The organism is Pseudooceanicola marinus, assembly GCF_020177265.1.
In the GTDB taxonomy this organism is placed as follows: Bacteria; Pseudomonadota; Alphaproteobacteria; order Rhodobacterales; family Rhodobacteraceae; genus Pseudooceanicola; species Pseudooceanicola marinus_A.
Window position 1 is genome coordinate 131,629 of the sequence record NZ_JAIVMC010000005.1, and the last position, 24,639, is coordinate 156,267.

The following is a 24,639-nucleotide window of genomic DNA, read 5'->3' on the forward strand; positions in this document are numbered from 1 at the left end:
GCTTCTGGGCGTTCGATTCTGGGCGCCCACCACGGCGCATCACGGGCAGCTTAGACGCCGCCCCCTTTGTTCTCAAGCTGATGCGCTGCGGCGATAAGTCCAGTGATCTCGTTCAGCATGGTTTCGCCGCTTGGTCGGGCGGCAACCGACAGCCGGGCCGGCGACATGGCCCGCAGCGGCGCGGCGGCGGCGGCGCTGATGGCGGTGACCAACAGCGCCGCGCCGCCCTGCCATTCCGCCGCCAACCGGCGCGCGGCGCCCGGCGAATAGACCGGCACGACGACCGGCGCCGCCCCCTGCATCGCCTGTCGCGCCTCCGACGTGGCGGCAAGGAGCGTCTGGGCATAGGCCTCCACCGCCTCGGCGCGCAGCCCGGCCGCGATCAGTCGCCCCACCAGATCGCCGCGATGCTGCGCGCCGCGCAGATGCACCAGCGGGCCTGCGGGACGCTCCTTCAACAGCAGGGCCAGCAGGGCCTCCGCATCGCCGTCGGCAGACATGGCCTGCATCCCCGCCTCACGCGCGGCCCGGGCGGTGGCCTCACCCACGCACCAGGCGCGGCGGGCCGCGGCCCCGGCACGGACCAAGGCCCGCACCCCGTTGCGCGAGGTGAAGATCGCCTCGAACGGGCCTTCGGGCAGGGTGAGGGCGTGAAAACGGATCTGTTGCAGGGGCGAGACCACCAGCCGCGCGCCCTGCCCCGCCAGCTGCGCGGCCAGCGCCGTCGCCTCCGGCTCGGGCCGTGTGATCATCACGATGGGGGCCATCCGCTCTCCTGCCCGGGACGGTGGTCGTCATTGTTCCCGGCTCCTGCCAGTGCTACCTCCCGCACAGAGGTTTCGCAACGGACGTGCCATGCCCCCTTCCCTGACCCTTCTCGGCATCGAAAGCAGCTGCGACGACACCGGCGCGGCGCTGGTCACCGGCCAGCCCGGCGCAGCGCGGGTCCTGTCCTCGGTCGTCGAGGGCCAGGCGGAGCTGCACGCGGCCTTCGGGGGTGTGGTCCCCGAGATCGCCGCCCGCGCCCATGCCGAACGGATCGACAGCTGCGTCGCCCGCGCGCTGAAGGAGGCCGGCATGACACTGGCCGAGGTGGATGCCATCGCCGTTACCGCCGGGCCGGGGCTGATCGGGGGCGTCCTGTCGGGCGTCATGTGCGCCAAGGGGCTGGCGGCGGCGACGGGCAAGCCGCTGATCGGGGTGAACCACCTGGCGGGCCATGCCCTGACCCCGCGGCTGACCGATGGCGCGCCCTTCCCCTATCTGATGCTGCTGGTCTCCGGCGGGCATTGCCAGTTCCTGCTGGTCCACGCCCCCGACCGCTTCACCCGGCTGGGCGGCACCATCGACGATGCCCCCGGCGAGGCCTTCGACAAGACCGCCCGCCTGCTGGCCCTGCCCCAGCCCGGCGGCCCCTCGGTCGAACGCACGGCGCGGGACGGGGACGCGAAACGCTTCCGCTTCCCCCGACCGCTGCTGGACCGGCCCGGTTGCGATATGTCCTTTTCAGGGCTGAAGACCGCGCTGCTGCGCGAGCGCGACGCGCTGATGCAGGACAACACCCTGCGCGAAGGCGACCGTGCCGATCTTTGCGCCGGGTTCCAGCAGGCCGTGGTGGACGTGCTGCGAGAAAAGACCGCCCGCGCGCTGGATCTCTACCTGGCCGAGGCGCCCGCACAGCCGATGATCGCCGTGGCGGGCGGCGTGGCGGCCAATGGCGCCATCCGCGCGGCCCTGACCGGGCTTTGCGCCGAACGGGGCGTGGCCTTCACCGCGCCGCCGCTGGCGCTATGTACCGACAATGCGGCGATGATCGCCTACGCCGGGCTGGAGCGGTTCGCCGCCGGAGAGACCGACGACATGACCCTGGCGGCCCGCCCGCGCTGGCCGTTGGACAAACGCGCGCCCGCCCTCCTGGGGTCAGGCAAGAAGGGAGCCAAGGCATGAGTTCCGCCCCCATTTCGGTCCCCATCTCCGTTCTCGGCGCCGGGGCCTTCGGCACCGCGCTGGCCACCTCCTTTGCCGCCCATGCGCCGGTCTGGCTGTGGGGGCGCAACGCCGAGGTCATGGCGCAGATGCAGGCCGACCGGACCTGCCCGCGCCTGCCCGGCGTGACGCTGGACCCCGGGCTGACCTGCGCCAGCGACATCACCGCCCTGCCCGCCTCCGGCCCCGTCCTGCTGGCCGTGCCGATGCAGCAACTGCGCGCCGTCACCACGCGCTTTGCCGATCAGCTGGCGCATCGGACGCTGGTCCTGTGCTGCAAGGGGATCGAGCTGTCGACCGGGCTGCGCGCCAGCGAGGTGCTGGCCCAGACCCTGCCCGAGGCGACGCTGGCCGTGCTGACGGGCCCCAGCTTCGCCGCGGACATCGCCCGCGGCCTGCCCACGGCGCTGACCCTGGCCTGCGAGACCGCGGATTGCGCCGAAGAGCTTCAGGAACAGCTGCAGGCACCGCACCTGCGCCTCTACCGCACCACCGATGTGACCGGGGCCGAACTGGGCGGGGCAATGAAGAACGTCATCGCCATCGCCTGTGGCGCGGCGATCGGTGCCGGGCTGGGCGACAGCGCGCGGGCCGCGTTGATGACCCGGGGCTACGCGGAAATGTCGCGCATGGCCAAGGCGTTAGGTGCCTCCCCGGCGACGTTGGCGGGGCTCTCGGGCTTCGGCGACCTGGCGCTGACCTGCACCTCGGAGGGGTCGCGCAACTACCGCCTCGGCCTCGCCATCGGACGCGGAGAGGACTTCGACCCCGCCGTCACCGTCGAAGGCGCCGCCACCGCCCAGGCCACCCATGCCCTGGCGCAGCGCGAGGGATGGGACATGCCGATCACCGAGGTCGTCACCGGCCTTGTGGAACAGCGGCTGGATGTGAAAACTGCCATGGCGCAACTTCTGGCGCGCCCCCTGAAGGAGGAAACCCCATGACCTTTATCCTGATCGCCCATGACAAGCCCGGCGCGCTGGAAATCCGCAAGGCCAACCGCGACGCGCATCTGGCCTATTTGAAGGAAACCGGCGTCGGCACCTTCGGTGGCCCGATGCTGGATGCCGACGGCAACATGTGCGGCTCGATGCTGATCCTCGACGTGGCGGACATGGCGGCAGCCGAGGCCTGGGCGGCGGGCGACCCCTATGCCAAGGCGGGCCTGTTCGACAGCGTAGAGATCAAGGGGTTCAAGCAGGTGGTGGGTCTCTGATGCGCTACTGGCTCTTCAAGACCGAGCCGAACACCTGGGGGTGGGACGACCAGGTGGCGAAGGGCACGGACGGTGAGGAATGGGACGGCGTGCGCAACTATCAGGCGCGCAATTTCATGCGCGAAATGAAGGTCGGTGACCGCGGCTTCTTCTATCACTCGGTGAATGAAAAGCAGGTGGTGGGTATCGTCGAGGTGATCGCCGAGGCTCATCCCGACAGCAAGACGGATGATCCCCGCTGGGAATGCGTGGATATCCAGGCAGTGCGGCCCTTTCAGCGGCCTGTCACCCTGGACCAGATCAAGGCCGACGGCCGTCTGGACGAGATGGTGCTGGTGAAAAACTCCCGCCTGTCGGTCCAGCCGGTGACGGCAGAGGAATGGCGCATCGTCTGTGCCTTGGGCGAGACCGACCCGGACTGAGGGTGTCGGGGCGGCGCCGTCGCGGGGGCGCGATAGGTGGACCGGTCGCGCGTGAGGCGAAAGTCGCGCGGCGGACCTGACATGCGGAAAGAACGAAGGGGTCGGACAGCGCCCAACCCCTTCGTCACCCCACGTGCTCCCTACACACCACACGTGATCTCTGAATTGGTCGGGCCGTACTGGCCGTGGCACGGGTCTAGCACGAGATCCCGCACCACGACAAAAGATCAATGATTAGAATGCGATGTAACGGCTTAGCCGTAGACCGATTCCTTGCCGAAATGCTTCACCAGCATGTAATAGATCACGGCGCGGAACTTGTTGCGCTCCGACTTGCCGTATGTCTCCACCACGCTGTCGATCGCGGTCATCAGCTCCGGCCCGTCGGACAGGCCCAACTTCTTGATCAGAAAGTTGTTTTTCACCGTCTCCAGCTCCCCCGGCTGGCTGGAGGCGACGGTCGAGGCATCCGCGTCGTAGATCGTCGGACCGCAGCCGATGGTCACCTTCGTCAGCAGGTCCATGTCCGGCTCCATGCCGCATTTCGTCTTCAGATCCTCGGCGTATTTCTCGATCAGCTCATCCCGTTTGCCCATCTCTTTCCCCTCTTCGATTACAGGCCCACCCAATGCGTTCCCTAACAAGAAGTTAATCGGCAAATCCACGCGGAAGTAATCCCATTTTTTCATGCGGCCGCACGAATTTTCGGGCGAACGCCTCTGCAACCCCGGTTTTTTGCAAATATTTCATGACAAGCGCGCCCTGCAGGGGCACCCTGATGCCATGTGGCGCCATGCCGCAGACACAGCTCTGCAGGACAACGACAGGGCCGGGAACAGGGAGACAAGACATGTCACAGGAAGTTTTCGTCGTGGCCTACGAGGGCGACGACGACTCCGGCTCACTGCTGGAGTACGCCATCGAACGGGCGAAGAAAGAGGACGCGGCGCTGCATATCGTGCACGTTCTCGAATGGTCGCCCTATTCCTTCCTCACGCCCGAGGAGGTCGAGGAACGCCATTCCCGCCGCAAGGAAGAGCTGGCCCGCGCCAAGGCGGTCATCATCGACCCCGCGGTAGTCAAGGCTTCCGACGCGGGGCTGAGCGCCACCGGCGACATCCGCTATGGCCAGGTGGTCGAACTGATCGCCGAGATCGCCCGGCAGAAGAGCGCCGCGATGATCTTCGTCGGGCGTTCGGGGTCGAACTCGATCTCCGCCCGGGTCTTTGGCTCGGTGCCTCTGGGCCTGGCCCAGATCGCCCCCGTTCCCACCGTCATCGTGCCCTGAGGAGTCCCCCATGAACCGCGTAACGACATTTGCCGCCGCGCTGGCGGCCTTCCTATTCGGCACGTTGCCCGCCGCCGCGCAGGGCATCGACGAGACCATCAACTCCATCTTCGCCGATTACACCGGCTGGTATGTCGGCCTGATCTTCGCCGACCTGCCCGGCACCAACTTCAGCTGGATCGCGCTGTGGCTGGTGGTCGGCGCCCTGATCTTCACCTTCTATTTCGGCTTCATCCAGCTGAAGGGCTTCGGCCATTCGATCCGGCTGGTGAAGGGGGACTATTCCGACCCCAATGACGCCGGCGAGGTCAGTCACTTCCAGGCGCTGGCCACCGCGCTGTCGGGCACCGTGGGGCTGGGCAATATCGCCGGCGTCGCCGTGGCCGTGGGCATCGGCGGCCCCGGCGCGACATTCTGGATGGTGATCGCGGGCCTCTTCGGCATGGCGACGAAATTCACCGAATGTACGCTGGGCGTGAAGTACCGCAACGAATACGAGGACGGCCACGTCTCTGGCGGGCCGATGTACTACATCACCAAGGGGTTCAAGGAACGCGGCCTGCCGGGCGGCAAGATCCTGGCGGTGCTGTTCTGCATCTTCACCATCCTTGGTGCCCTGGGTGGCGGCAACATGTTCCAGGCCAACCAGGCCCATGCGCAGCTGTCCAACGTGATCGGCGACTACCCGGGCTGGATCACCGGCGTCATCCTGGCCGGCATCACCTTCATCGTCATCGTCGGCGGGATCAAATCCATCGCCCGCGTCACCGAGAAGGTCGTGCCCTTCATGGGGATCTTCTATGTCGTCGTGTCGCTGATCATCCTGATCATGAACTACGACATGATCCTCTGGGCCTTCGGCCAGATCTTCCAGGGCGCCTTCACCGGCCTGGGCGTCGCGGGTGGCTTCACCGGCGCGCTGATCCAGGGTTTCCGCCGCGCCGCCTTCTCCAACGAGGCAGGCATCGGTTCGGCCGCCATCGCGCACTCTGCCGTGAAGACGAAGGAGCCCATCACCGAGGGCTACGTGGCCCTGCTGGAACCCTTCATTGACACCGTGGTGATCTGTACCATGACCGCCCTGGTCATCGTCATCACCGGCGTGCTGAACGTGGATGCCGACACCGGCCTGTACGTCTGGGACGAAGCGGCAGGCATGATCTCGACCGAGGACGGCGTTTCGGGGGTGGAGCTGACCTCCCGCGCCTATGCGCAGTCGTTCTCCTGGTTCCCGGTGATGTTGGCCATCGCCGTGGTGCTGTTTGCCTTCTCGACGATGATCTCCTGGAGCTACTACGGGCTGAAGGCCTGGACCTACCTCTTCGGGGAAAGCAAGGCGAGCGAGGTGATCTTCAAGGTCATCTTCTGTCTGTTCATCATCATCGGCGCGGCGGCCAGCCTGGGCCCGGTCATCGACTTCTCCGATGCGATGCTCTTCTCGATGGCGATCGTGAACATCATTGCGCTCTACCTGCTGATGCCGATCGTGAAGGCCGAACTGGCCCATTACGTGGCACGGCTGAAGTCGGGCGAGATCAAGAAGTTCACCTGATCTGATCCGGGGCTGGACGGCCCCTGGCGACACACGAAGGCCCCGGTCGCAGGACCGGGGCCTTTTTCGTCGGCGGGGCAGGGGTGTCGGGTCAGGGCGCGCCGGGCGCTCCGGAGATCGAGGTGCGATCCTCGCGCCCATCCGTCGGCGCGGCAGAGGGGGTCTCGATCTCCGACAGCTCCTTCTGCCGCTCCAGCATCAACAGGCGCCGGCGGCGCTCGATCTCCGCCAGATCGGCCAGGTCACCGCGCCGGATGGCGTCGCTCTGGTCGAAATGCAGGTTCAGGCGCTGGTCGATGCGGCCCAGGGTGGGATTGCTGCGGGTCAGCAGGCGGTTCTGCTGCTCGGTCCGCAGGCGATCAGCCGCGGTCGTGCCCAGGCCCTGCGCCCAGGCGGGCAGGGCGGCACCGGCACTCAGCGCGGCAAGGCAGATCAGCGGGACAAGGCGGGGCAGGGGTCTCATTCCTCTCAGATGGCCCCGGAGGCGTGGCGATCAAGGGACCGGCGGCGCCATGAGAAAACCCCCGCCGATCGCTCGACGGGGGTTTCCGATGCGGATCCGGGGGCCGGGCGGCCCCGCGGGATCAGTAGCGGTAGTGTTCCGGCTTGAACGGGCCTTCGACGCCGACGCCGATGTAGGCGGCCTGTTCCGGGCTCAGCTTGGTCAGCTTGGCGCCGACCTTGTCCAGGTGCAGGGCCGCGACCTTCTCGTCCAGGTGCTTGGGCAGGACATAGACGTCGTTGCCGTACTCTTCACCCTTGGTCCACAGCTCGATCTGGGCGAGCGTCTGGTTGGTGAAGGAGGCGGACATCACGAAGGACGGGTGGCCGGTGGCGTTGCCGAGGTTCAGCAGACGACCTTCGGACAGCAGGATGATGCGGTTGCCCGAGGGCATCTCGATCATGTCCACCTGTTCCTTGATGTTGGTCCACTTGTGGTTCTTCAGCGCGGCAACCTGGATCTCGTTGTCGAAGTGGCCGATGTTGCCGAGGATCGCCATGTCCTTCATCGCGCGCATATGCTCGATGCGGACAATGTCCTTGTTGCCGGTGGTGGTGATGATGATGTCGACGTCCGAGATCACCTCGTCCAGCAGGACAACCTGGAAGCCGTCCATGGCGGCCTGCAGGGCACAGATCGGGTCGGCTTCGGTCACCAGAACGCGGGCGCCGGCGCCTTGCAGCGATGCCGCGGAGCCCTTGCCCACGTCACCATAGCCGCAGACCACGGCGACCTTGCCGGCCATCATGGTGTCGGTGGCGCGGCGGATGCCGTCGACCAGCGATTCCTTGCAGCCGTACTTGTTGTCGAACTTCGACTTGGTCACGCTGTCGTTGACGTTGATCGCCGGGAAGGGCAGCTGGCCGGCCTTGGACAGCTCGTACAGGCGGTGAACGCCGGTGGTGGTCTCTTCGGACACGCCCTTGATCAGCTCTTTCTGCTTGGTGAAGAAGCCGGGGGTTTCCTTCATGCGCTTCTTGATCTGCGCGAAGAGGTATTCCTCTTCTTCCGAGGTCGGCGTCTCGATCAGGTCGGTTTCGCCGGCTTCGACGCGGGCGCCGATCAGGATGTACATGGTGGCATCGCCACCGTCATCGAGGATCATGTTGGCGCCGTCTTCGAAGGCGAAGATCTTGTCGCAGTAGTCCCAGTATTCCTCCAGCGTTTCGCCCTTCACGGCGAAGACCGGGGTGCCCGAGGCGGCGATGACGGCCGCGGCATGGTCCTGGGTGGAGAAAATGTTGCACGAGGCCCAGCGGACCTCTGCGCCCAGGGCGACCAGCGTCTCGATCAGACAGGCCGTCTGGATGGTCATGTGCAAAGACCCGGCGATGCGCGCGCCCTTCAGCGGCTTGGTCTCGCCGAACTCTTCGCGCAGCGCCATCAGGCCCGGCATTTCGGTTTCGGCAATATCCAGTTCCTTGCGGCCGTAGTCCGCCAGGGCGATGTCTTTGACAATGTAGTCTTGGGTCATCCGTCACTCCAAAAGGGTTCGATCGGTCGCGCAAAGGGGTAGCACCGGCGGCTGGTAGGTACAACTTGGTAGACCGACGCAGGCCCCTTTCATACGGTCGGCAGCCTTGATCGGTTGTTAATTTCCACAGCTCTGCCCAGCATAGGCAAAGGGGTGCAGTCGGCCGCACGGAACTGGCCAGAATATCGAGCAGAGCAAAGCATAGCAGGGCGCAGACGGGGCCGACGACTGCCTGCCAAAGCGGCCTCTCGGGGGCGCCCTCGGCGGGTCGGTGCCTGCAAATGCGGCAGTTTGCAAAGGGGCGAATTTACAGCCGCCGCCGGGCGGCCTAATCAGGGCGCGAAAGGACATTCCCGATGAAACCTCCCCGCGCCTGGCAACGGATGCTCTCCGGTCGCCGCCTCGATCTGCTGGACCCGACCCCGATGGACATCGAGGTCGAGGACATCGCCCATGGCCTGGCCTTCGTCGCCCGCTGGAATGGCCAGACCAAGGGCGATTTCGCCTATTCCGTGGCCGAGCATTCCCTGCTGGTGGAGGCCTTGTTCCGCCGCATGTGGCCTGCGGCCAAGCCGGCCGAGCTGCTGACGGCGCTGCTGCATGACGCACCGGAATACGTCATCGGCGACATGATCAGCCCGGTGAAGGCGGCCGTGGGCCCTGACTACGGCAAGCTAGACGAGCGGCTGACGGCGGCGATTCACATCCGCTTCGGCCTGCCGGCAGCAACGCCGGTGCGGCTGAAGCAACGGATCAAGAAGGCCGACAAGGTGTCGGCCTGGATGGAGGCCACGCAGATCGCCGGCTTCACCGAGGCCGAGGCCAGCCGCTTCTTCGGCCGCCCCAAGCCGGAGGTGATCGAGGGGCTGGACATCGTGCTGCGCCCGCCGGTCGAGGCGCGCAACGAATTCACCGCCCGCCACGCCGCGCTGCTGGCGGCGATCTGAGGGGATGGGGCAGAGGCCGCATATCCGCCGCGCCGGGGCGCTGGATTGCGGCCCCATGGCCGCACTGCTGAACGAGATTATCCGCGCGGGCGGCACAACGGCGATGACCGATCCCGTCACCCGGGCGGAGATTTCGGCCTGGATGACCCGTTCCGACCGGGCGATCTGGCATGTGGCGGAGGATGACGCGGGCGAGATCCTGGGCTTTCAATACGTTGAACCGCACGCCGAACTGGGCGAGGAAGTGGGCACGATCGCCACCTTCGCCCGCAGAGGCCGCACCGGGCTGGGCATCGGATCGGCCCTGTTCGAGGCGACGGCCACCGCCGCCCGCGCCGCGGGATATGCCTGGATCAACGCCGAGATCCGCGCCGACAACGGGGGCGGCCTGGCCTATTACCAGTCGCGCGGCTTCGAGGAGTACGGGCGGATCACCGGCAAGCGCCTGGGCGACGGTCGTGTCGTCGACAAGGTGCTGAAACGCTACGACCTGGATTAGGGGCCATCGCCCCTGTCAGGTCGCTGGGACAAAAGGGACGCCCGGGGCAGGAAGGGATGTGCCGCCCCGGACGCCAGGCAAGGGAACAGGAGCCTATTCCCCAGCGCCGGCGAGCAGGGCGGCATTGCCGCCCGCAGCCGTCGTGTCGACACACAGATGCCGTTCGTGCAGGGCATGACCGCGGTCCGGCTGGCCGGTGACCAGCGGCAGGATCGGCCCCTTTCGGGCGGCCAGCGCCCGGGCGAAATCACGCGCCGCCTCCGCGTCGCCCCACCAGAGCGCACCGCTGAACCCGTCGAGATCGGTCAGCGCCTTGGCATCGGGCACACCGCCCGCCGCCAGCGCCTGACCGCCCAGCGCCTCGACCGCGGCGACCTGGGCCGCCTCAGCCTCGGCCCCCGGCCCCATGCACAGCAGCGGCGCACGGCGGAAGGCAGCCAGACGGTTCAGCTCGCCGGTCGGGCCGGGCAGCAGCTCCTCGTTGACCAGCTCACCCTCGCGACCGCCCTTCAGCTTCGCCGCGATGGCATCGGCGCTGACCGGGCCATCCTCGCTGCCATGCTGCGGCGCGGGTGCGGCGCGGAACCGGTCGAGGTAGTTCGGCCCGCCGGCCTTCGGCCCGGTGCCCGACAGCCCCTCGCCGCCGAAAGGCTGGGACCCGACGATGGCGCCGATCTGGTTGCGGTTGACGTAGAGGTTGCCGGCATGGATCGCATCCGTCACCTCCTGCACCCGGGTGTCGATGCGGGTGTGCAAGCCGAAGGTCAGGCCGTAGCCCGTGGCGTTGATCCGCGCGATCACCTTGCCCAGGTCCTTACCCTTGAAGGTCGCCACATGCAGGACGGGACCGAAGATCTCGCGCTCCATCTCCTCGATGCCGCCGACCTTCAGCAGGGTCGGGGCAATGAAGGTGCCACCCTGGGGCGTGTCCAGCGCATGCAGCAGCCGGCCCTCGGCGCGGGCGGCCTCGATGTACGCGGCGATGCCGGACCGGGCCTCCTCGTCGATCACCGGGCCGACGTCGGTCGACAGATACCAGGGGTTGCCCACCGACAACTCGTCCATGGCGCCGCGGATCATCTCGATCATGCCGGGTGCCACGTCTTCCTGCACGTAGAGGCAGCGCAGGGCGGAACACCGCTGGCCGGCCGACTGGAACGCGGAGGCAACGATGTCGCGCACGGCCTGTTCGGGCAGGGCGGTGCTGTCGACGATCATGGCGTTCAGCCCGCCGGTTTCCGCGATCAGCGGCGCGCCGGGGTCCATCACCTCGGCCATGGCGCGGCGGATGGTCTGCGCCGTTTCGGTCGAGCCGGTGAAGGCCACGCCCTGCACCTTCCCGGACCCGGTCAGCATGGCACCCACGCGGCCGTCGCCGGGCAGCAGTTGCAGCGCGGAGGCCGGCACCCCGGCCTCATGCAGCAGGCGCACGGCCATGGCGGCGGTCAGCCCGGTCTGTTCGGCCGGTTTCGCCAGAACCCCGTTGCCCGCGGCCAGCGCGGCCGAGATCTGGCCGGTGAAGATCGCCAGCGGGAAGTTCCAGGGGCTGATCGCGGTGAAGATGCCGCGCGCGGCATCCTCGCGCCGGGCGCCCTCGCCCGCGTAGTAGCGCAGGAAATCCACGGCCTCGCGCAACTCGCCCACCGCATCCAGCAGCGACTTGCCCGCCTCGCGCGCCAGCACGGCAAAGAAGGGGCCGAAGTTCGCCTCGTAGAGATCGGCGGCGCGGCGCAGCACCTCGGCGCGCTCCTCGGGGGTGGCATCCCAGGGCGCGGCCGCGTCGATGGCGGCCGTCACGCAGGCCTCGTCGGCCTCGGTGACCTGCGCCACGACCGTGCCGTCAGCGGGGTTCAGCACGTCGCGCGCGGTGCCGCTTGCGGGACCCACGGTGATCGGCCCGGCGTCCGGCACGGTGATATCGCGCGCCGCCTCGATCATGCTGAGGGTTCGCGCATCGGTCAGGTCGAACCCACGGCTGTTCACCCGGCCTTCGCCGAAGATCTCGGACGGCGCGACCAGCCCCGCCGGGGCATGGGCCTCGGGCAGGTCAGCAAAGGGATCCCGGGCGATCTCCTCGGGCGAGACCTCTTCATCGACGATCTGGTTCACGAAGGAGCTGTTGGCGCCGTTTTCCAGCAGGCGCCGGACCAGGTAGGCCAGCAGATCCTTGTGCGCCCCCACGGGGGCGTAGATCCGGCAACGGCCCGGGCCGCCCTGATGCTTGGTGCCCTTCATCACGATGTCATGCAGGCGCTCGCCCATGCCATGCAGGCGCTGGAATTCGTACTTCTCGTCCCCCGCCATCTCCAGGATGGCCGCAACGGTGTGCGCGTTATGGGTGGCGAACTGTGGATAGATCCGGTCGGCGCGCTGCAGCAGCTTCTTGGCGTTGGCGATATAGCTGACGTCCGTCGCAACCTTGGAGGTGAAGAGGGGGAAGTCGGGCAGGCCTTCGACCTGGGCCAGCTTCATCTCGGTGTCCCAATAGGCGCCCTTCACCAGGCGCACCATGATGCGGCGGTCGTATTTCGTCGCGGTCTTGTAGAGCCAGTCGATGGTCTGGCTGGCGCGCTTGCCATAGGCCTGCACCACCACGCCGAAGCCATCCCAGCCCGCCAGGGCCTCGTCACAGATCACCGCCTCGATCACCTTCAGGGAGATCACCAGCCGGTCCTGTTCCTCGGCGTCGATGTTCAGGCCCATGCCGGCGGCGCGCGCCTTGCGGGCCAGTTCGCGCACCACGGGCACCAGCTCGGCCATGACGCGTTCCTCGTTGGCGACCTCATAGCGGGGGTGCAGGGCCGACAGCTTGATCGAGATGCCGGGGTTGTCCTCGACCGACCCATGGGTGCAGGCCTTGGCGATGGCGTCGATGGCGTCGGAATATTCCCGGGCATAGCGCGCCGCATCGGCAGAGGTCATCGCGGCCTCGCCCAGCATGTCATAGCTGTAGGTGAACCCCTGCTCCTCGCGGGTCTGGGCGCGGTCCATGGCCTTCTCGATGGTCTGGCCCAGCACGAACTGGCGGCCCATCTCGCGCATGGCGCGGCCCACGGCGGTCCGGATCACCGGCTCGCCCAGGCGTTTCACGGCGCCGCGCAGGGTGGCCGCCATGCGGGGACCCTCGTCATCCAGGACGCGCCCGGTCAGCATCAGCGCCCAGGTGGAGGCATTGACCAGCGGCGAGGACGCCCGGCCCATGTGGGCGGACCAGTCGCTGGGGGCGATCTTGTCCTCGATCAGCGCGTCGATGGTCAGCCGGTCCGGCACCCGCAGCATCGCCTCCGCCAGGCACATCAGCGCCACGCCCTCGCGGGTGGACAGCCCGTATTCCCCCAGGAAATGCTCCATCAGGGTGGGTTTCTGCGTCGTGCGGATCTTGCGCACCAAGTCGGCAGCGCGGTGAGAGATCATCGCCCGGGCCTGCTCGCTCAGATCGGCCTCGGCAGCGAGGGCGGCGATCAGCGGCGCTTCGGCGGTATGCTTGGCCACCCCTTCGAGGGCGTCGAAACGCGGCGTTGCGGTCTGGTCCTGCATGGTCGTCTCCCTTCTGTGATCCCCCTGGCGGGCGGTCGCCGGGCACGTCCCGGGTCAGGGCTGTTGTATCGACTTCGCGATAGTCCTTTCGCCCAAAGATATGCCATGATGGCGGCGATAGAACTTTTCTTCGAGGTATTGGCAGGCGATGCGCACATCAAACCTGGATTCGACGGATCGAAAGATCCTGCGTGAACTCACCGGAAATGCCCGCATCCCGGTGGCGGAGCTGGCGCGCAAGGTTGGTTTGTCGAAAACCCCTGTTGCGGCCCGTCTGAAGGCGCTGGAAGACAGCGGTGTCATCACCGGCTACCGCGCCACCTTGTCGCCCCGGAAACTGGGCCTGACCCATGTCAGCTTCGTCGAGGTGCGCCTGGACGATACCCGCCCCGCGGCGCTGGAAGCCTTCAACGCGGCCGTGCGCCGCGTGCCCGAGATAGAGGAATGCTACATGATTGCAGGGGGATTCGACTACCTGCTGAAGGTGCGTTCCCACGACATGGCCGATTACCGCCGCGTCATGGGTGAAGAAGTCAGCACCCTGCCGCATGTCACCTCCACCACCACCTTCGTGTCGATGGAAGCGGTGGTCGAAGGCAGCAGCCCGGCGTTGTGAGGGGCTGACCGGCCTCACCTCTTCTCTTTGAAAATACTACCCCTAGCGCAGCACGCGTTTCAACTCGGCCTGGAGGCGGTGCAGGGCGGGCAGGTAGCGGGTGGGGATGTCGTCGACGGGCATGTCGCGCACCGGCAGGCCCAGGTTCAGGGCGGCGACGGTGCGGCAGTGGGCGTCCACGATCGGCACGGCGATGGAGCGCAGGCCGATCTCCACCTCCTGATCGATGACCTCATAGCCCTGCGCCCGAACCTGCCCGAGCCGCGCCATCAGCGCCTCCGGGTCGGTCTGGGTCAGCGGCGTGCGCGGCGCGAGGTTCATCGCGTCCAGACGGGCGCGGGCCTCCGCCTCGGGCAGGGCGGCCAGCAGGACACGCCCCATCGAGGTGCAATAGGCCGGCAGGCGCGATCCGGGCATCAGGGCGATGGACATCACCTTGCGCTGTGCGGCGCGGGCCACATAGACCACCTCGCCCTCGTCCAGCACCGAGACGGAAGAGCTTTCGCCCAGCTCCTCCGACAGCTGATCCAGCCAGGGCTGCACCATCTGAGCCAGGGGCCGGGTGGCCAGGCAGGCGGTGCCCAGACGCAGGACCCGGGGCGTCAGGGTGAAATACTTGCCGTCATGGGCGGCATATCCCAGCTCCGTCAGGGTCAGCAGGCAGCGCCGCGCGGTGGCGCGATCCAGCCCTGTCGCCTCCGCCACGTCGCTGATCGACTGGCGCGGGTGGTCGGCGGTGAACCCCTCGATCACCCGCAGCCCCTTCGCGAGGCCAGAGATCATGTCGCGTTGGTTCAGGGCCATGGAGCCTCCTGTCGGGTCTTTTGTGCGCTATCCGTACAAAGGGAGCATAACGCACAAACCCCGTGGACGTCGATCCCTGTCGGGGCGTATGACTCGCCTCAGCAAAGGAGGATCCGCATGGACAAGAGACTCCCCGGCCTGGAAGAGGCCGTTTCCGGGATCAAGGATGGCGCCACGGTGATGATCGGCGGCTTCGGCGGATCGGGAAACCCGATCGAGCTGATCCACGCCCTGATCGACGCCGGCCCCAAGGACCTGACCGTCATCAACAACAACGCCGGCAACGGCAAGATCGGCATCGCGGCGATGATCGACGCCGGCATGGTGAAGAAGATGATCTGCTCCTTCCCCAAGTCGAGCGATCCGCGCGCCTTCACCGACCGCTACATGGCCGGTGAGATCGAGCTGGAGCTGGTGCCCCAGGGCACCCTGGCCGAGCGGATCCGCGCCGGAGGCACGGGGATCCCCGCCTTCTATACCCCGGCGAGCTATGGCACCGAGCTTGCAGAGGGCAAGCCGACCGCCGAATTCGACGGCAAGCACTACGTGCAGGAACGCTGGCTGAAGGCCGATTTCGCCCTGATCAAGGCCGAGCTGGCCGATCATTTCGGCAACCTGACCTACCGCATGGCGGCGCGGAACTTCTCCCCGCTGATGGCCGCGGCGGCGACGACGACCATCGTACAGGCCACCAAGGTTGTGGAGCCCGGCGGCATCGACCCCGAGCAGGTCCATACCCCCGGCATCTTCGTCGATCACGTCGTCGAGGTGGCCGATCCGCAGCAGGAAGAGGCCCTTATCCGCGCAGGAGTTGAATATGAGCGAGCTTAAGCTTTCCAACGCCCAGATCGCCTGGCGCGCGGCGCAGGACATCGAGGATGGCGCCTACGTCAACCTCGGCATCGGCTTCCCCGAGATGGTGGCGCAATACACCGTCGAGGGCCGCACGCCGGTCTTCCACACGGAAAACGGCCTGCTGGGCTTCGGCCCTGCGCCCGAGCCGGGCACCGAGGACTGGGACCTGATCAACGCCGGCAAGAAGGCCGTGACGCTGAAACCCGGCGCGTCCTTCTTCCACCACGCCGACAGCTTCGGCATGGTGCGCGGCGGGCATCTGGACGTGGCCATACTGGGCGCGTTGCAGGTGGCGCAGAACGGCGACCTGGCCAATTGGCGCGTCGGCAACAAGGGTGTTCCGGCCGTGGGCGGCGCGATGGACCTGGTGCATGGCGCGAAACGCGTGGCCGTGCTGACCGACCACGTCACCAAGAAGGGCGACCCGAAGCTGGTCGATGCCTGCACCTTCCCGCTGACCGGGGTGGGCTGCGTGACCCGCGTCTATACCTCGCTGGCGGTGGTGGACATCGTGGATGGCCATTTCGTCCTGCGCGAGAAGCTGGCCGGGATGTCCATGGACGATCTGCAGGCCGTCACCGGCGCGCCGCTGCACACCGAGGGCGACGTGGCCGATCTGGTGGTGCCCGAGCTTTGACAACCGGGGCGGGGTGGCCCCCGCCCAACGAAAGACCCATGGGCGCCGCTTCGGAACGAAGGGCAGCGCCCGACCTCGGGAGGGGGCGATAGCCCCCTCCCTGGGGGGAGGTCGGGGGCTGCCCGGCGTGCCGCCGGGCGGACCAGTTGAAACGGGTCGACAGGGCCCGAGGAGGATCACATGACCGAAGTCTACATCTGCGACTACATCCGCACCCCCATCGGCCGTTTCGGCGGCACGCTGGCCACCGTCCGGGCCGATGATCTGGCCGCCCTGCCGCTAAAGGCCCTGATGGAGCGGAACACCTCCGTCGACTGGGAAGCCGTCGACGACGTGATCTTCGGCTGCGCCAACCAGGCCGGCGAGGACAACCGCAACGTGGCCCGCATGTCGGCGCTGCTGGCAGGCCTGCCGGTCAATGTCACCGGCACCACCATGAACCGCCTCTGCGGGTCCGGCATGGACGCCATCATCACCGCCGCCCGTGCCATCAAGGCCGGTGAGGCCGACCTGATGATCGCCGGCGGCGTGGAAAGCATGTCCCGCGCGCCCTTCGTGATGCCCAAGGCCGAAACCGCGTTCTCGCGCAACAACGCGGTCTACGACACCACCATCGGCTGGCGCTTCGTCAACCCGCTGATGAAGAAGCAGTACGGCGTGGAATCGATGCCCGAAACCGGCGAGAACGTCGCCGAGGACTTCAACATCTCCCGCGAAGACCAGGACAAGTTCGCCCTGAACAGCCAGGAAAAGGCCGCCGCCGCCATCGCCAATGGTCGCCTGGCGCAGGAAATCGTGCCGGTCACGATCAAGCGTCGCAAGCAGGACGACCTGATCTTCGACACCGACGAACACCCCCGCGCCTCCACGCTGGAAAAGCTGGCCAAGCTGCCGACGCCCTTCCGCGAAGGCGGCACGGTGACGGCGGGCAATGCCTCGGGCGTCAACGACGGCGCGGCGGGTCTTATCCTGGCCTCCGCCGAGGCGGCGAAGAAACACGGGCTGACCCCGATCGCTCGCGTGCTGGGCGGCGCCACCGCCGGCGTGCCGCCGCGGATCATGGGCTTCGGCCCCGCGCCCGCCTCGAAGAAGCTGATGGCGCGTCTGGGTCTTGCCCAGGAAGACTTCGCCGTGATCGAGCTGAACGAGGCCTTCGCCTCCCAGGGCCTCGCCACGCTGCGCGATCTGGGCATTGCCGATGACGACCCGCGGGTGAACCCCAACGGCGGCGCCATCGCCCTGGGCCACCCCCTGGGCATGTCCGGCGCGCGCATCACCGGCACCGCCGCGCTGCAGCTGAAGTCGGGCGAGAAGTCCCTGTCGACCATGTGCATCGGCGTCGGCCAGGGCATTGCCGTGGCGCTTGAGGCCGTCTGAGCTATCACGCGATAGGCCATAACTATCAATGACTTGCGGCGCCCTCATCCCGGGGGCGCCGTTTTTCGTCCCGCCTATGCCGCATCGCCGCGCCATGTCGCGGGCAGCGCGTGAAGCGTCGCAATCGTCTGCCCTTCTCTTCGTTTCTGGTCTTTCCCGACATGCCGACCTGTGGTTTGTGAAGGCATCCCCATTACGGAGCGAGCTACCATGAAAACCCGTGCAGCCGTCGCCTTCGAGGCGAAGAAACCTCTGGAAATCGTCGAGCTCGACCTGGAAGGCCCGAAGGAGGGCGAGGTCCTGGTCGAGATCATGGCCACCGGCATCTGCCACACCGATGCCTACACCCTGGACGGCCTCGACAGCGAAGGCATCTTCCCCTCCGTGCTGGGGCACGAAGGCGCCGGCGTCATCCGGGCCGTGGGGCCGGGCGTGAAATCGGTCAAGCAGGACGATCACGTCATCCCGCTCTACACCCCCGAGTGCCGCCAGTGTAAATCCTGCCTCTCGGGCAAGACCAACCTGTGCACCGCCATCCGCTCGACCCAGGGCCAGGGCCTGATGCCCGACGGCACCTCGCGCATGTCCTACAAGGGCGAGGCGATCTACCACTACATGGGCTGCTCGACCTTCTCGAACTTCATCGTGGTGCCCGAGATCGCCGTGGCGAAGATCCGCGAGGATGCGCCCTTCGACAAGGCCTGCTACTGCGGCTGCGGCGTGACCACCGGCGTCGGCGCGGTGACCAACACCGCCAAGGTGACGCCGGGTTCGAACGTCATCGTCTTCGGCCTGGGCGGCATCGGCCTGAACGTGATCCAGGGCGCCCGCATGGTCGGCGCGGACAAGATCATCGGCGTGGACCTGAACGACGCCAAGGCCGAGTGGGGCTACAAATTCGGCATGACCGACTTCGTGAACCCCTCGAAGATCGACGGCGACATCGTGCAGCACCTGATCGCCATGACCGACGGCGGCGGCGATTACACCTTCGACTGCACCGGCAACACCATGGTGATGCGCCAGGCGCTGGAAGCCTGCCACCGGGGCTGGGGTGTGTCGACCGTGATCGGCGTGGCCGAGGCGGGCAAGGAGATCTCCACCCGTCCGTTCCAGCTGGTGACGGGGCGCGTCTGGAAGGGCTCCGCCTTCGGCGGCATGAAGGGCCGCACCGAGGTGCCGAAGATCGTCGACTGGTACATGAACGGCAAGATCGAGATCGACCCGATGATCACCCACGTCCTGACGCTGGAAGAGATCAACAAGGGCTTCGACCTGATGCACGCCGGCGAGAGCATCCGCTCCGTGGTGGTCTTCTGATGGAAACCGTCAGCACCAATCGCGCCTTCGGTGGCACGCAGGGTGTCTACAAGCATGTCTCGACGGAGACGGGGACCGAGATGACATTCTCGGTCTTCGTGCCCGATCACGCGGAGGGGGAAACCCTGCCGGTGGTCTGGTACCTGTCGGGCCTGACCTGCACCCATGCCAACGTGACGGAAAAAGGCGAGTTTCGCGCCCATTGCGCCAAGCACGGCCTGATCTTCGTGGCCCCCGACACCTCGCCCCGCGGCGAGGGCGTCGCGGATGATGCGGAAGGCGCCTATGACTTCGGTCTCGGCGCCGGGTTCTATGTCAACGCCACCGAAGAGCCCTTTGCCGCCAACTACCGCATGCAGGCCTATATCGAAGAGGAACTGCCGGCGCTGATCGCCGATCAGTTCCCCGCCGACATGACCCGCCAGGGGATCATGGGTCATTCCATGGGCGGCCATGGTGCACTGACCATCGGGCTGCGCAATGCCGACCGCTACAAGGCGGTGTCGGCCTTCGCGCCCATCGTCAGCCCGCTGAACTGCCCCTGGGGCGAGAAGGCCCTGACCGGCTACATCGGCGCGGACAAATCCGCCTGGCGTCAGTATGACGCCTGCGCCCTGATCGAGGATGGCGCCCGTCTGCCCGACCTGCTGGTCGACCAGGGCAGCGCGGACAATTTCCTGGAAGGGCAGCTGAAGCCGGAGCTGCTGGTAGAGGTCTGCAAGGAGAAGGACCAGCCGCTGACCCTGCGCATGCAGGAAGGCTATGACCACTCCTACTACTTCATCTCGACCTTCATGGGCGAGCACCTGGACTGGCACGCCGCACGGCTGAAGGCCTGAGGCCCGCGCGCCAGGCGCAACCGGGCCGGACAGAGACAACGGGCGGGCCTTCGGGTCCGCCCGTCTTTCATTCGACCTTGGCGTTTAGTCCAGAAAGTCGATCAGCGCAGCTCGCTCATCCGCATCAGGCCGGCGCTGCAGAAGGGCATCAGCCGCTCGTAGATCGCGTCGAGGTCCGAGAAATCCACCCGGCCGAGCGCCACCGTCGCCGGGCCCATTTCACCCGACAGGCAGCGCATCGTCAGCGCCAGCAGGAAGGTCAGCCCGCAGAGCACATCTTCCTCCCGCGCTTCGGGCAGGGAGGCGCGGATCGCCTCGACATAGGCCAGAGCCACCTCGTCGAAATGTTCTGAGATCAGAGCCTCGAAACGACCGTCCTGAACAGTGTAGGCGAGCATCCGGACATAGCTGACCCAGCCGGGGTCCTGCGATTTCATCTTGTCGAAGAGCGGGCGCATGTAGGTGGCCACCAGGGTTTCGCTGTCCAGCGTACCCGCCGCCCGAAGCTCTGCCAGTCGCTCCAGGCGCAGGCGCGACAGATCCGGCGCCCGGCGGGCGATGGCCGCGGCAAACAGGTTTTCCTTCGACGAGAAGTAGTATTTCACCAGCGCCAGGTTCACCCCGGCTTCGCCGGTGATCCGGCGCAGGGACACCGCGTCGTAGGGGCCCGTGGCAAAGGCCGTCTCGGCCGCATCCAGGATCTTGTCCCGGGTCGCCTTGCCGTCGGCCCGCACAGCGGTGCGTTCGTTTGCTCCCGCACCGGTCGAGGCGGGCGTTTCCTGCGGTACAGGTGTCTTTTTCGTCAAGTGGTCGCGGCCCCCTCAGACCTCACGTGCCTCGTCCCGGATCCGGGTCGGGGCAACTAGGGGCAGGGGGCCGGCCTGGAAGACCCGGAGGCACCTCCCGAAGCGGGGATGCCGTCCCTATCCACTAGCGGTCCACCACAGGAAACCGGAACATCGGTGCGTTTTTCCGATGCAAACATAGTTAACGCAGCACATAGCGAGCTTTCGCCCGGGATGTCACCAATTCCTCACCGCGGCGAGCGTTTGGCGAGAATTCGCTGCAATGTCCGACGGTGCATGTTCAACCTGCGGGCCGTTTCGGAGACGTTGCGGTCACAGAGCTCGTAGACGCGCTGAATATGCTCCCAGCGGACCCGGTCGGCGCTCATCGGGTTTTCCGGCGGCGGCGGCAGCTCATCGCCGGTGGCCAGCAGGGCGTTGACGATGTCCGTCGCGTCGGCGGGTTTGGCCAGGTAGTCGGTGGCGCCGACCTTCACCGCGGCCACGGCGGTGGCAATGGCGCCATAGCCGGTCAGCACGACGATCCGGGCATCCGGGCGCTTTTCGCGCAGCACCTCGACCACATCCAGGCCATTGCCATCCTCCAGCCGCAGGTCGCAGACCGCGTAGGCAGGCGGACGGGCGGTGGCGATGGCGCGACCGGCGGCCACGGTCTCGGCCGTCTCGACGTCGAAACCGCGCTTCTCCATCGCCTTGGCCAGGCGTTTCAGGAAGGGCTCGTCGTCGTCGAGAATAAGAAGCGACCGGTCTTCGCCGATCTCGCGCAGGTCGGTCATGTCGTCCTGTCCCATGAAGGTGGTCAAAGGGCGGCCCGAAGCACGCCTCAAACAGTATTAATGTGCTGATTCCAAGCCGTCAAACCGGCGCGGATCACTTTGCCGCAGGGGCAGGGCGCCGACCCGCGGCACCGACCGGGGGCGGGCCGTCGCATTGCCTTGGTGGGCGCGGCCCCCTATCAACGACGGGCGCCGCAGGCGCCGGACAGACAGGAGCATGCCATGGCCTCGCCGGACACACACCCCGACACGGCCGAAATATCCCTGCCGCAGGGCCAGTACCGCGGCAACTGGATCCGTCTGCGCACGCTGGTCCTGCTTCGCTGGGGGGCGATCTGCGGCCAGCTGTCGGCGCTGGTGGTGGCCGGGCAGATCTACGGGCTGCAACTGGAATACGGCGCCTGTCTCTTCGTCATCGGCCTGTCGGTGATCTCCAACCTGATCACCGGCTTCGTCTTCCCCGAAAGCAAGCGCCTGAACGAGGTCGAAAACCTCGCCATGGTGCTGTTCGACCTGCTGCAACTGGGGGCGCTGCTGTACATCACCGGCGGGTTGCACAACCCCTTCTCGATCCTGATCGTTGGGCCGGCGACCGTCTCGGCGCTGGCGCTGTCGGCGCGGATGACGCTGTTCGTCGGTTCCACCGCCATCGTGCTGGTCACCCTGCTGGCCGAGTTCCACCTGCCGCTGCGCACCGCCGACGGGCAGATCCTGGAGGTGGCGCAGGTCTTCCTGTTCGGCAACTGGCTGGCCATCGTCATCGCGGTGATCTTCCTCGGCATCTACTCGCGCTGGATCGTGAACGAGATGCACTCCATGTCCGACGCCCTGCAGGCCACCCAGATGGCCCTGGCCCGCGAGCAGAAGCTGACCGACCTCGGCGGCGTGGTCGCCGCCGCCGCGCATGAGCTGGGCACGCCCCTGGCAACGATCAAGCTGACCTCGGCCGAGCTGATGGATGAGCTGGAGGATCACCCAGAGCTGGCCGAGGATGCCCGGCTGATCCGCGACCAGGCCGACCGGTGTCGCGACATCCTGCGGTCGATGGGGCGGGCCGGGAAGGATGATCTGCACATGCGCCAGGCGCCCCTGTCGACCGTGGTCGAGGAGGCCGCCGAACCGCACCGCGACCGGGGGATCGAGATCCATTTCACCCACGGCGACGGGGACACCCCACCCCCCGCCATCCTGCGCCGGCCTGAGCTGATCCACGGGCTGCGCAACCTGGTGCAGAACGCCGTCGATTTCGCCCGGTCCGAGGTGCGTGTCGAAAGCCGCTGGACCGAGGACACGATCTCGGTCCGGATCCTCGACGACGGGCGGGGCTTCTCGCAGACGGCTCTGGGGCGCATCGGCGACCCTTTCATGCGCCGGCGCTGGTCCTTTTCCGAAAGCCAGGAACGGCCGGGGTACGAAGGCATGGGCCTGGGGCTCTTCATCGCCAAGACGCTACTGGAACGCACGGGGGCCGAGCTGATCTTCGCCAATGCCGACACCCCGGCAGCGGAGATGACCGACGGCGCCCACCCGGGCCTGCGCGGGGCCATCGTAGAGGTGACATGGCCGCGCCGGGTGATCGACGCCCGCGAAGGGGACAATGCCCTGCCCCCCGGTCGCAACATCCCCTTCGTGTGACGCCCAGTCGCATCTCTTGTCGCCCGGGGTCGCCGGGTCGGAGAGATTGGTTAATCAATTCTTTACTCTTGCCTCAGCATGCTTCCGGCTGAGCAGGAGGATTTTCCCGTGACGCCAATTGACGTCAACTCATTCAAGAGCCTGACCCTTTTCGAACTCGCCCTGGCCCTGCCACTCAGCCTTGCGCTGACCCTTGCCGCGCTGATCCTGGTGCGATCGCGCCAAAGGGACCGGCCAGTGCGCGCGCGCCCGTCTCAGATGAAACCGCCATCCCACGCCGGTTTCGAGCCGGACGGTTTCCAGGCGGGCCCGGACCTGGGCGCGCCCCCCACAGGCGGCGCAGGGATCCCGCTGGAGGACCGGTTCGAACACCTGCCGATCCCCAGCTGGGTGATGACCGACGACGGGCTGATCGAGGATGGCAATGCGGCCTATGAGAAGATCGCGGCGCGGCTGCAAACCTCTGCCGACATCCTGGCGCCCCTGCGACGCAGCGACGAACATAGCGAGGAACGGCCCGGCTTCACCTACCGCGCCCGCCTCCCCGTGGACGGACGCCAGGGCGAAAGGTGGCTCGACATCTCGGCCCGACGCAGTGCCGGCGCCTGGGACTGTGCCGCGCAGGACGTCACCGCCCTGGTCGAGGCCGAACGGGCGCAGCGCGACTTCGTCCAGACCCTGACCAAGACCTTTGCCCAGCTGTCCACCGGGCTGGCAATCTTCGACCGCGACCGGCAGCTGATCCTGTTCAACCCCGCGCTGCTGGACCTCACGCAACTCAGCGCGGAATTCCTGGCCTCGCGCCCGGCGCTGTCGCATTTCTTCGACCACCTGCGCGACCGACAGATCATGCCGGAGCCGAAGAACTACGCCACCTGGCGCGAACACCTGTCGCATCTGGTCAGCGCCGCCACCGACGGCCGCTATCAGGACACCTGGAGCCTGCCCGGCGGCGCGATCTACCGGGTCAGCGGGCGGCCCCATCCCAATGGCGCCGTGGCCTTCCTGTTCGAGGATATCACCGACCAGATCGCCATGACCCGCCGCTTCCGCCAGCAGTTGTCGCTGTCGCAAAGCGTGCTGGACGCCTTCACCGACGGCATCGCCATCTTCGACGCCTCGGGCACGCTGTCCTACTGCAACAGCGCCTATCGCCAGCTTTTCGGCCTGCCCGAGGTCACCGATCTGGCCGGGGTCACTACCGACGATGCCCTGCGCCTCTGGGCCGGGCAAAGCGAGGACAGTGCCGCGCTGGAACCGGTGCGCCGGCAGCTGGAACTCTATCGCGGCGGCGATGGCGCCCGGCATGAGGTCGTCCTGAAAGGGCGCGGCCCGGTCAGCTGCACCGTGCTATGCTTGGCCGGCGGCGCGCGCATGGTCAGCTTCGGCGCGCGACCGGGTCAATTCGTGCCGCTGCAATCGCCCGAACGGCTCGACAGCGCCTGACCGGCAGGTCCGTGGCAAGGGGGGCCGATGCGCGGCCCTGATCCACGCGCCTGACCGCCGGGGGAGGCTGCCGCCCACGAAACCCGCTTGCGGGGGCTGGCCTGC

The 24,639-nt window shown here is 67.2% G+C and carries 24 protein-coding genes; 16 read left to right on the forward strand and 8 right to left on the reverse strand.

Annotated elements, in window-relative coordinates; all coding sequences use genetic code 11:
* Positions 1–50: 50 nt before the first annotated feature.
* Positions 51–767, reverse strand: a complete 717-nt coding sequence (locus tag LC066_RS09705; RefSeq protein ID WP_224898320.1) for a uroporphyrinogen-III synthase — start codon at positions 765–767, stop codon at positions 51–53.
* An 88-nt stretch (positions 768–855) separates the two neighbouring features.
* On the opposite strand from LC066_RS09705, the gene tsaD reads away from it, so the two are divergent.
* Genes tsaD through LC066_RS09725 form a run of 4 tightly spaced genes read left to right on the forward strand, consistent with a single transcriptional unit; the run spans position 856 to position 3,624 of the window.
* Positions 856–1,947, forward strand: coding sequence for a tRNA (adenosine(37)-N6)-threonylcarbamoyltransferase complex transferase subunit TsaD (gene tsaD / locus LC066_RS09710; RefSeq protein ID WP_224898321.1), 1,092 nt, complete (start codon positions 856–858; stop codon positions 1,945–1,947).
* Entirely contained in the window at positions 1,944–2,930 is a 987-nt protein-coding gene (locus LC066_RS09715; RefSeq protein ID WP_224898323.1) for an NAD(P)H-dependent glycerol-3-phosphate dehydrogenase, read from the forward strand. Before tsaD ends, LC066_RS09715 begins: the two co-directional genes overlap by 4 nt.
* Entirely contained in the window at positions 2,927–3,202 is a 276-nt protein-coding gene (locus tag LC066_RS09720; RefSeq protein WP_224898325.1) for a YciI family protein, read from the forward strand. Before LC066_RS09715 ends, LC066_RS09720 begins: the two co-directional genes overlap by 4 nt.
* A complete protein-coding gene (locus LC066_RS09725) occupies positions 3,202–3,624 on the forward strand; it encodes an EVE domain-containing protein (protein WP_222475662.1) in 423 nt (140 codons plus the stop codon). The genes LC066_RS09720 and LC066_RS09725 overlap by 1 nt, the downstream gene beginning before the upstream one ends.
* Before the next feature lie 254 nt (positions 3,625–3,878).
* Here LC066_RS09725 and LC066_RS09730 read toward each other — a convergent pair whose 3' ends face one another.
* Positions 3,879–4,220, reverse strand: coding sequence for a DUF2853 family protein (locus tag LC066_RS09730; protein ID WP_085888929.1), 342 nt, complete (start codon positions 4,218–4,220; stop codon positions 3,879–3,881).
* A 254-nt stretch (positions 4,221–4,474) separates the two neighbouring features.
* On the opposite strand from LC066_RS09730, the gene LC066_RS09735 reads away from it, so the two are divergent.
* Complete coding sequence (locus tag LC066_RS09735; RefSeq protein ID WP_222475664.1) at positions 4,475–4,912, forward strand: universal stress protein; 438 nt, start codon at positions 4,475–4,477, stop codon at positions 4,910–4,912.
* Between the two features lie 10 nt (positions 4,913–4,922).
* Complete coding sequence (locus LC066_RS09740; RefSeq protein WP_224898327.1) at positions 4,923–6,464, forward strand: alanine/glycine:cation symporter family protein; 1,542 nt, start codon at positions 4,923–4,925, stop codon at positions 6,462–6,464.
* Between the two features lie 91 nt (positions 6,465–6,555).
* Here LC066_RS09740 and LC066_RS09745 read toward each other — a convergent pair whose 3' ends face one another.
* On the reverse strand, positions 6,556–6,927 hold the full coding sequence (locus tag LC066_RS09745) for a hypothetical protein (RefSeq protein ID WP_224898329.1): 372 nt from the start codon (positions 6,925–6,927) through the stop codon (positions 6,556–6,558).
* Positions 6,928–7,048: 121 nt separating this feature from the next.
* The gene (ahcY, locus tag LC066_RS09750; protein ID WP_224898331.1) at positions 7,049–8,440 is read right to left on the reverse strand and encodes an adenosylhomocysteinase; all 1,392 of its coding nucleotides are present in this window, start codon (positions 8,438–8,440) and stop codon (positions 7,049–7,051) included.
* A gap of 356 nt (positions 8,441–8,796) precedes the next feature.
* Between ahcY and LC066_RS09755 the strand changes: the two genes are divergently transcribed.
* Both LC066_RS09755 and LC066_RS09760 read left to right on the forward strand, forming a co-directional pair.
* The gene (locus LC066_RS09755) at positions 8,797–9,387 is read left to right on the forward strand and encodes an HD family hydrolase (protein WP_224898332.1); all 591 of its coding nucleotides are present in this window, start codon (positions 8,797–8,799) and stop codon (positions 9,385–9,387) included.
* 55 nt (positions 9,388–9,442) lie between these two features.
* A complete protein-coding gene (locus LC066_RS09760) occupies positions 9,443–9,886 on the forward strand; it encodes a GNAT family N-acetyltransferase (RefSeq protein ID WP_224898334.1) in 444 nt (147 codons plus the stop codon).
* Between the two features lie 93 nt (positions 9,887–9,979).
* Here the strand turns inward: LC066_RS09760 and putA are convergent, their stop codons facing one another.
* Positions 9,980–13,423, reverse strand: a complete 3,444-nt coding sequence (gene putA / locus LC066_RS09765; protein WP_224898336.1) for a bifunctional proline dehydrogenase/L-glutamate gamma-semialdehyde dehydrogenase PutA — start codon at positions 13,421–13,423, stop codon at positions 9,980–9,982.
* A 148-nt stretch (positions 13,424–13,571) separates the two neighbouring features.
* On the opposite strand from putA, the gene LC066_RS09770 reads away from it, so the two are divergent.
* The gene (locus LC066_RS09770; protein ID WP_222475684.1) at positions 13,572–14,039 is read left to right on the forward strand and encodes an Lrp/AsnC family transcriptional regulator; all 468 of its coding nucleotides are present in this window, start codon (positions 13,572–13,574) and stop codon (positions 14,037–14,039) included.
* A gap of 42 nt (positions 14,040–14,081) precedes the next feature.
* Here the strand turns inward: LC066_RS09770 and LC066_RS09775 are convergent, their stop codons facing one another.
* Entirely contained in the window at positions 14,082–14,843 is a 762-nt protein-coding gene (locus LC066_RS09775; protein WP_224898339.1) for an IclR family transcriptional regulator C-terminal domain-containing protein, read from the reverse strand.
* Positions 14,844–14,960: 117 nt separating this feature from the next.
* On the opposite strand from LC066_RS09775, the gene LC066_RS09780 reads away from it, so the two are divergent.
* The 5 genes from LC066_RS09780 (at position 14,961) to fghA (ending at position 19,871) form a co-directional block, all read left to right on the forward strand.
* Entirely contained in the window at positions 14,961–15,674 is a 714-nt protein-coding gene (locus tag LC066_RS09780; protein ID WP_224898341.1) for a 3-oxoacid CoA-transferase subunit A, read from the forward strand.
* Complete coding sequence (locus LC066_RS09785; protein ID WP_224898343.1) at positions 15,661–16,335, forward strand: 3-oxoacid CoA-transferase subunit B; 675 nt, start codon at positions 15,661–15,663, stop codon at positions 16,333–16,335. The genes LC066_RS09780 and LC066_RS09785 overlap by 14 nt, the downstream gene beginning before the upstream one ends.
* 180 nt (positions 16,336–16,515) lie before the next feature.
* Complete coding sequence (pcaF, locus tag LC066_RS09790; RefSeq protein WP_224898344.1) at positions 16,516–17,712, forward strand: 3-oxoadipyl-CoA thiolase; 1,197 nt, start codon at positions 16,516–16,518, stop codon at positions 17,710–17,712.
* Between the two features lie 210 nt (positions 17,713–17,922).
* On the forward strand, positions 17,923–19,032 hold the full coding sequence (locus LC066_RS09795; protein WP_224898346.1) for an S-(hydroxymethyl)glutathione dehydrogenase/class III alcohol dehydrogenase: 1,110 nt from the start codon (positions 17,923–17,925) through the stop codon (positions 19,030–19,032).
* Positions 19,032–19,871 (forward strand): S-formylglutathione hydrolase, encoded by an 840-nt coding sequence (fghA, locus tag LC066_RS09800; protein WP_224898348.1) that lies wholly within the window; start codon positions 19,032–19,034, stop codon positions 19,869–19,871. Before LC066_RS09795 ends, fghA begins: the two co-directional genes overlap by 1 nt.
* A 101-nt stretch (positions 19,872–19,972) precedes the next feature.
* Here fghA and LC066_RS09805 read toward each other — a convergent pair whose 3' ends face one another.
* Positions 19,973–20,677, reverse strand: coding sequence for a TetR/AcrR family transcriptional regulator (locus tag LC066_RS09805; RefSeq protein ID WP_224898350.1), 705 nt, complete (start codon positions 20,675–20,677; stop codon positions 19,973–19,975).
* Positions 20,678–20,904: 227 nt separating this feature from the next.
* A complete protein-coding gene (locus LC066_RS09810) occupies positions 20,905–21,453 on the reverse strand; it encodes an ActR/PrrA/RegA family redox response regulator transcription factor (RefSeq protein ID WP_085889517.1) in 549 nt (182 codons plus the stop codon).
* 222 nt (positions 21,454–21,675) lie between these two features.
* Here LC066_RS09810 and regB point away from each other — a divergent pair, with 222 nt between their 5' ends.
* Both regB and LC066_RS09820 read left to right on the forward strand, forming a co-directional pair.
* A complete protein-coding gene (gene regB / locus LC066_RS09815; RefSeq protein ID WP_224898352.1) occupies positions 21,676–23,088 on the forward strand; it encodes a sensor histidine kinase RegB in 1,413 nt (470 codons plus the stop codon).
* 108 nt (positions 23,089–23,196) lie between these two features.
* Positions 23,197–24,534 (forward strand): PAS-domain containing protein, encoded by a 1,338-nt coding sequence (locus LC066_RS09820; protein WP_224898354.1) that lies wholly within the window; start codon positions 23,197–23,199, stop codon positions 24,532–24,534.
* Positions 24,535–24,639 lie beyond the last annotated feature (105 nt).

What these genes read in the sequence shown, in the direction of transcription:
- LC066_RS09705 (WP_224898320.1), bottom strand. Translation starts at nt 767, where the DNA reads ATGGCCCCCATCGTGATGATCACACGGCCCGAGCCGGAGGCGACGGCG.
- tsaD (WP_224898321.1), top strand. Translation starts at nt 856, where the DNA reads ATGCCCCCTTCCCTGACCCTTCTCGGCATCGAAAGCAGCTGCGACGAC.
- LC066_RS09715 (WP_224898323.1), top strand. Translation starts at nt 1,944, where the DNA reads ATGAGTTCCGCCCCCATTTCGGTCCCCATCTCCGTTCTCGGCGCCGGG.
- LC066_RS09720 (WP_224898325.1), top strand. Translation starts at nt 2,927, where the DNA reads ATGACCTTTATCCTGATCGCCCATGACAAGCCCGGCGCGCTGGAAATC.
- LC066_RS09725 (WP_222475662.1), top strand. Translation starts at nt 3,202, where the DNA reads ATGCGCTACTGGCTCTTCAAGACCGAGCCGAACACCTGGGGGTGGGAC.
- LC066_RS09730 (WP_085888929.1), bottom strand. Translation starts at nt 4,220, where the DNA reads ATGGGCAAACGGGATGAGCTGATCGAGAAATACGCCGAGGATCTGAAG.
- LC066_RS09735 (WP_222475664.1), top strand. Translation starts at nt 4,475, where the DNA reads ATGTCACAGGAAGTTTTCGTCGTGGCCTACGAGGGCGACGACGACTCC.
- LC066_RS09740 (WP_224898327.1), top strand. Translation starts at nt 4,923, where the DNA reads ATGAACCGCGTAACGACATTTGCCGCCGCGCTGGCGGCCTTCCTATTC.
- LC066_RS09745 (WP_224898329.1), bottom strand. Translation starts at nt 6,927, where the DNA reads ATGAGACCCCTGCCCCGCCTTGTCCCGCTGATCTGCCTTGCCGCGCTG.
- ahcY (WP_224898331.1), bottom strand. Translation starts at nt 8,440, where the DNA reads ATGACCCAAGACTACATTGTCAAAGACATCGCCCTGGCGGACTACGGC.
- LC066_RS09755 (WP_224898332.1), top strand. Translation starts at nt 8,797, where the DNA reads ATGAAACCTCCCCGCGCCTGGCAACGGATGCTCTCCGGTCGCCGCCTC.
- LC066_RS09760 (WP_224898334.1), top strand. Translation starts at nt 9,443, where the DNA reads ATGGCCGCACTGCTGAACGAGATTATCCGCGCGGGCGGCACAACGGCG.
- putA (WP_224898336.1), bottom strand. Translation starts at nt 13,423, where the DNA reads ATGCAGGACCAGACCGCAACGCCGCGTTTCGACGCCCTCGAAGGGGTG.
- LC066_RS09770 (WP_222475684.1), top strand. Translation starts at nt 13,572, where the DNA reads ATGCGCACATCAAACCTGGATTCGACGGATCGAAAGATCCTGCGTGAA.
- LC066_RS09775 (WP_224898339.1), bottom strand. Translation starts at nt 14,843, where the DNA reads ATGGCCCTGAACCAACGCGACATGATCTCTGGCCTCGCGAAGGGGCTG.
- LC066_RS09780 (WP_224898341.1), top strand. Translation starts at nt 14,961, where the DNA reads ATGGACAAGAGACTCCCCGGCCTGGAAGAGGCCGTTTCCGGGATCAAG.
- LC066_RS09785 (WP_224898343.1), top strand. Translation starts at nt 15,661, where the DNA reads ATGAGCGAGCTTAAGCTTTCCAACGCCCAGATCGCCTGGCGCGCGGCG.
- pcaF (WP_224898344.1), top strand. Translation starts at nt 16,516, where the DNA reads ATGACCGAAGTCTACATCTGCGACTACATCCGCACCCCCATCGGCCGT.
- LC066_RS09795 (WP_224898346.1), top strand. Translation starts at nt 17,923, where the DNA reads ATGAAAACCCGTGCAGCCGTCGCCTTCGAGGCGAAGAAACCTCTGGAA.
- fghA (WP_224898348.1), top strand. Translation starts at nt 19,032, where the DNA reads ATGGAAACCGTCAGCACCAATCGCGCCTTCGGTGGCACGCAGGGTGTC.
- LC066_RS09810 (WP_085889517.1), bottom strand. Translation starts at nt 21,453, where the DNA reads ATGACCGACCTGCGCGAGATCGGCGAAGACCGGTCGCTTCTTATTCTC.
- regB (WP_224898352.1), top strand. Translation starts at nt 21,676, where the DNA reads ATGGCCTCGCCGGACACACACCCCGACACGGCCGAAATATCCCTGCCG.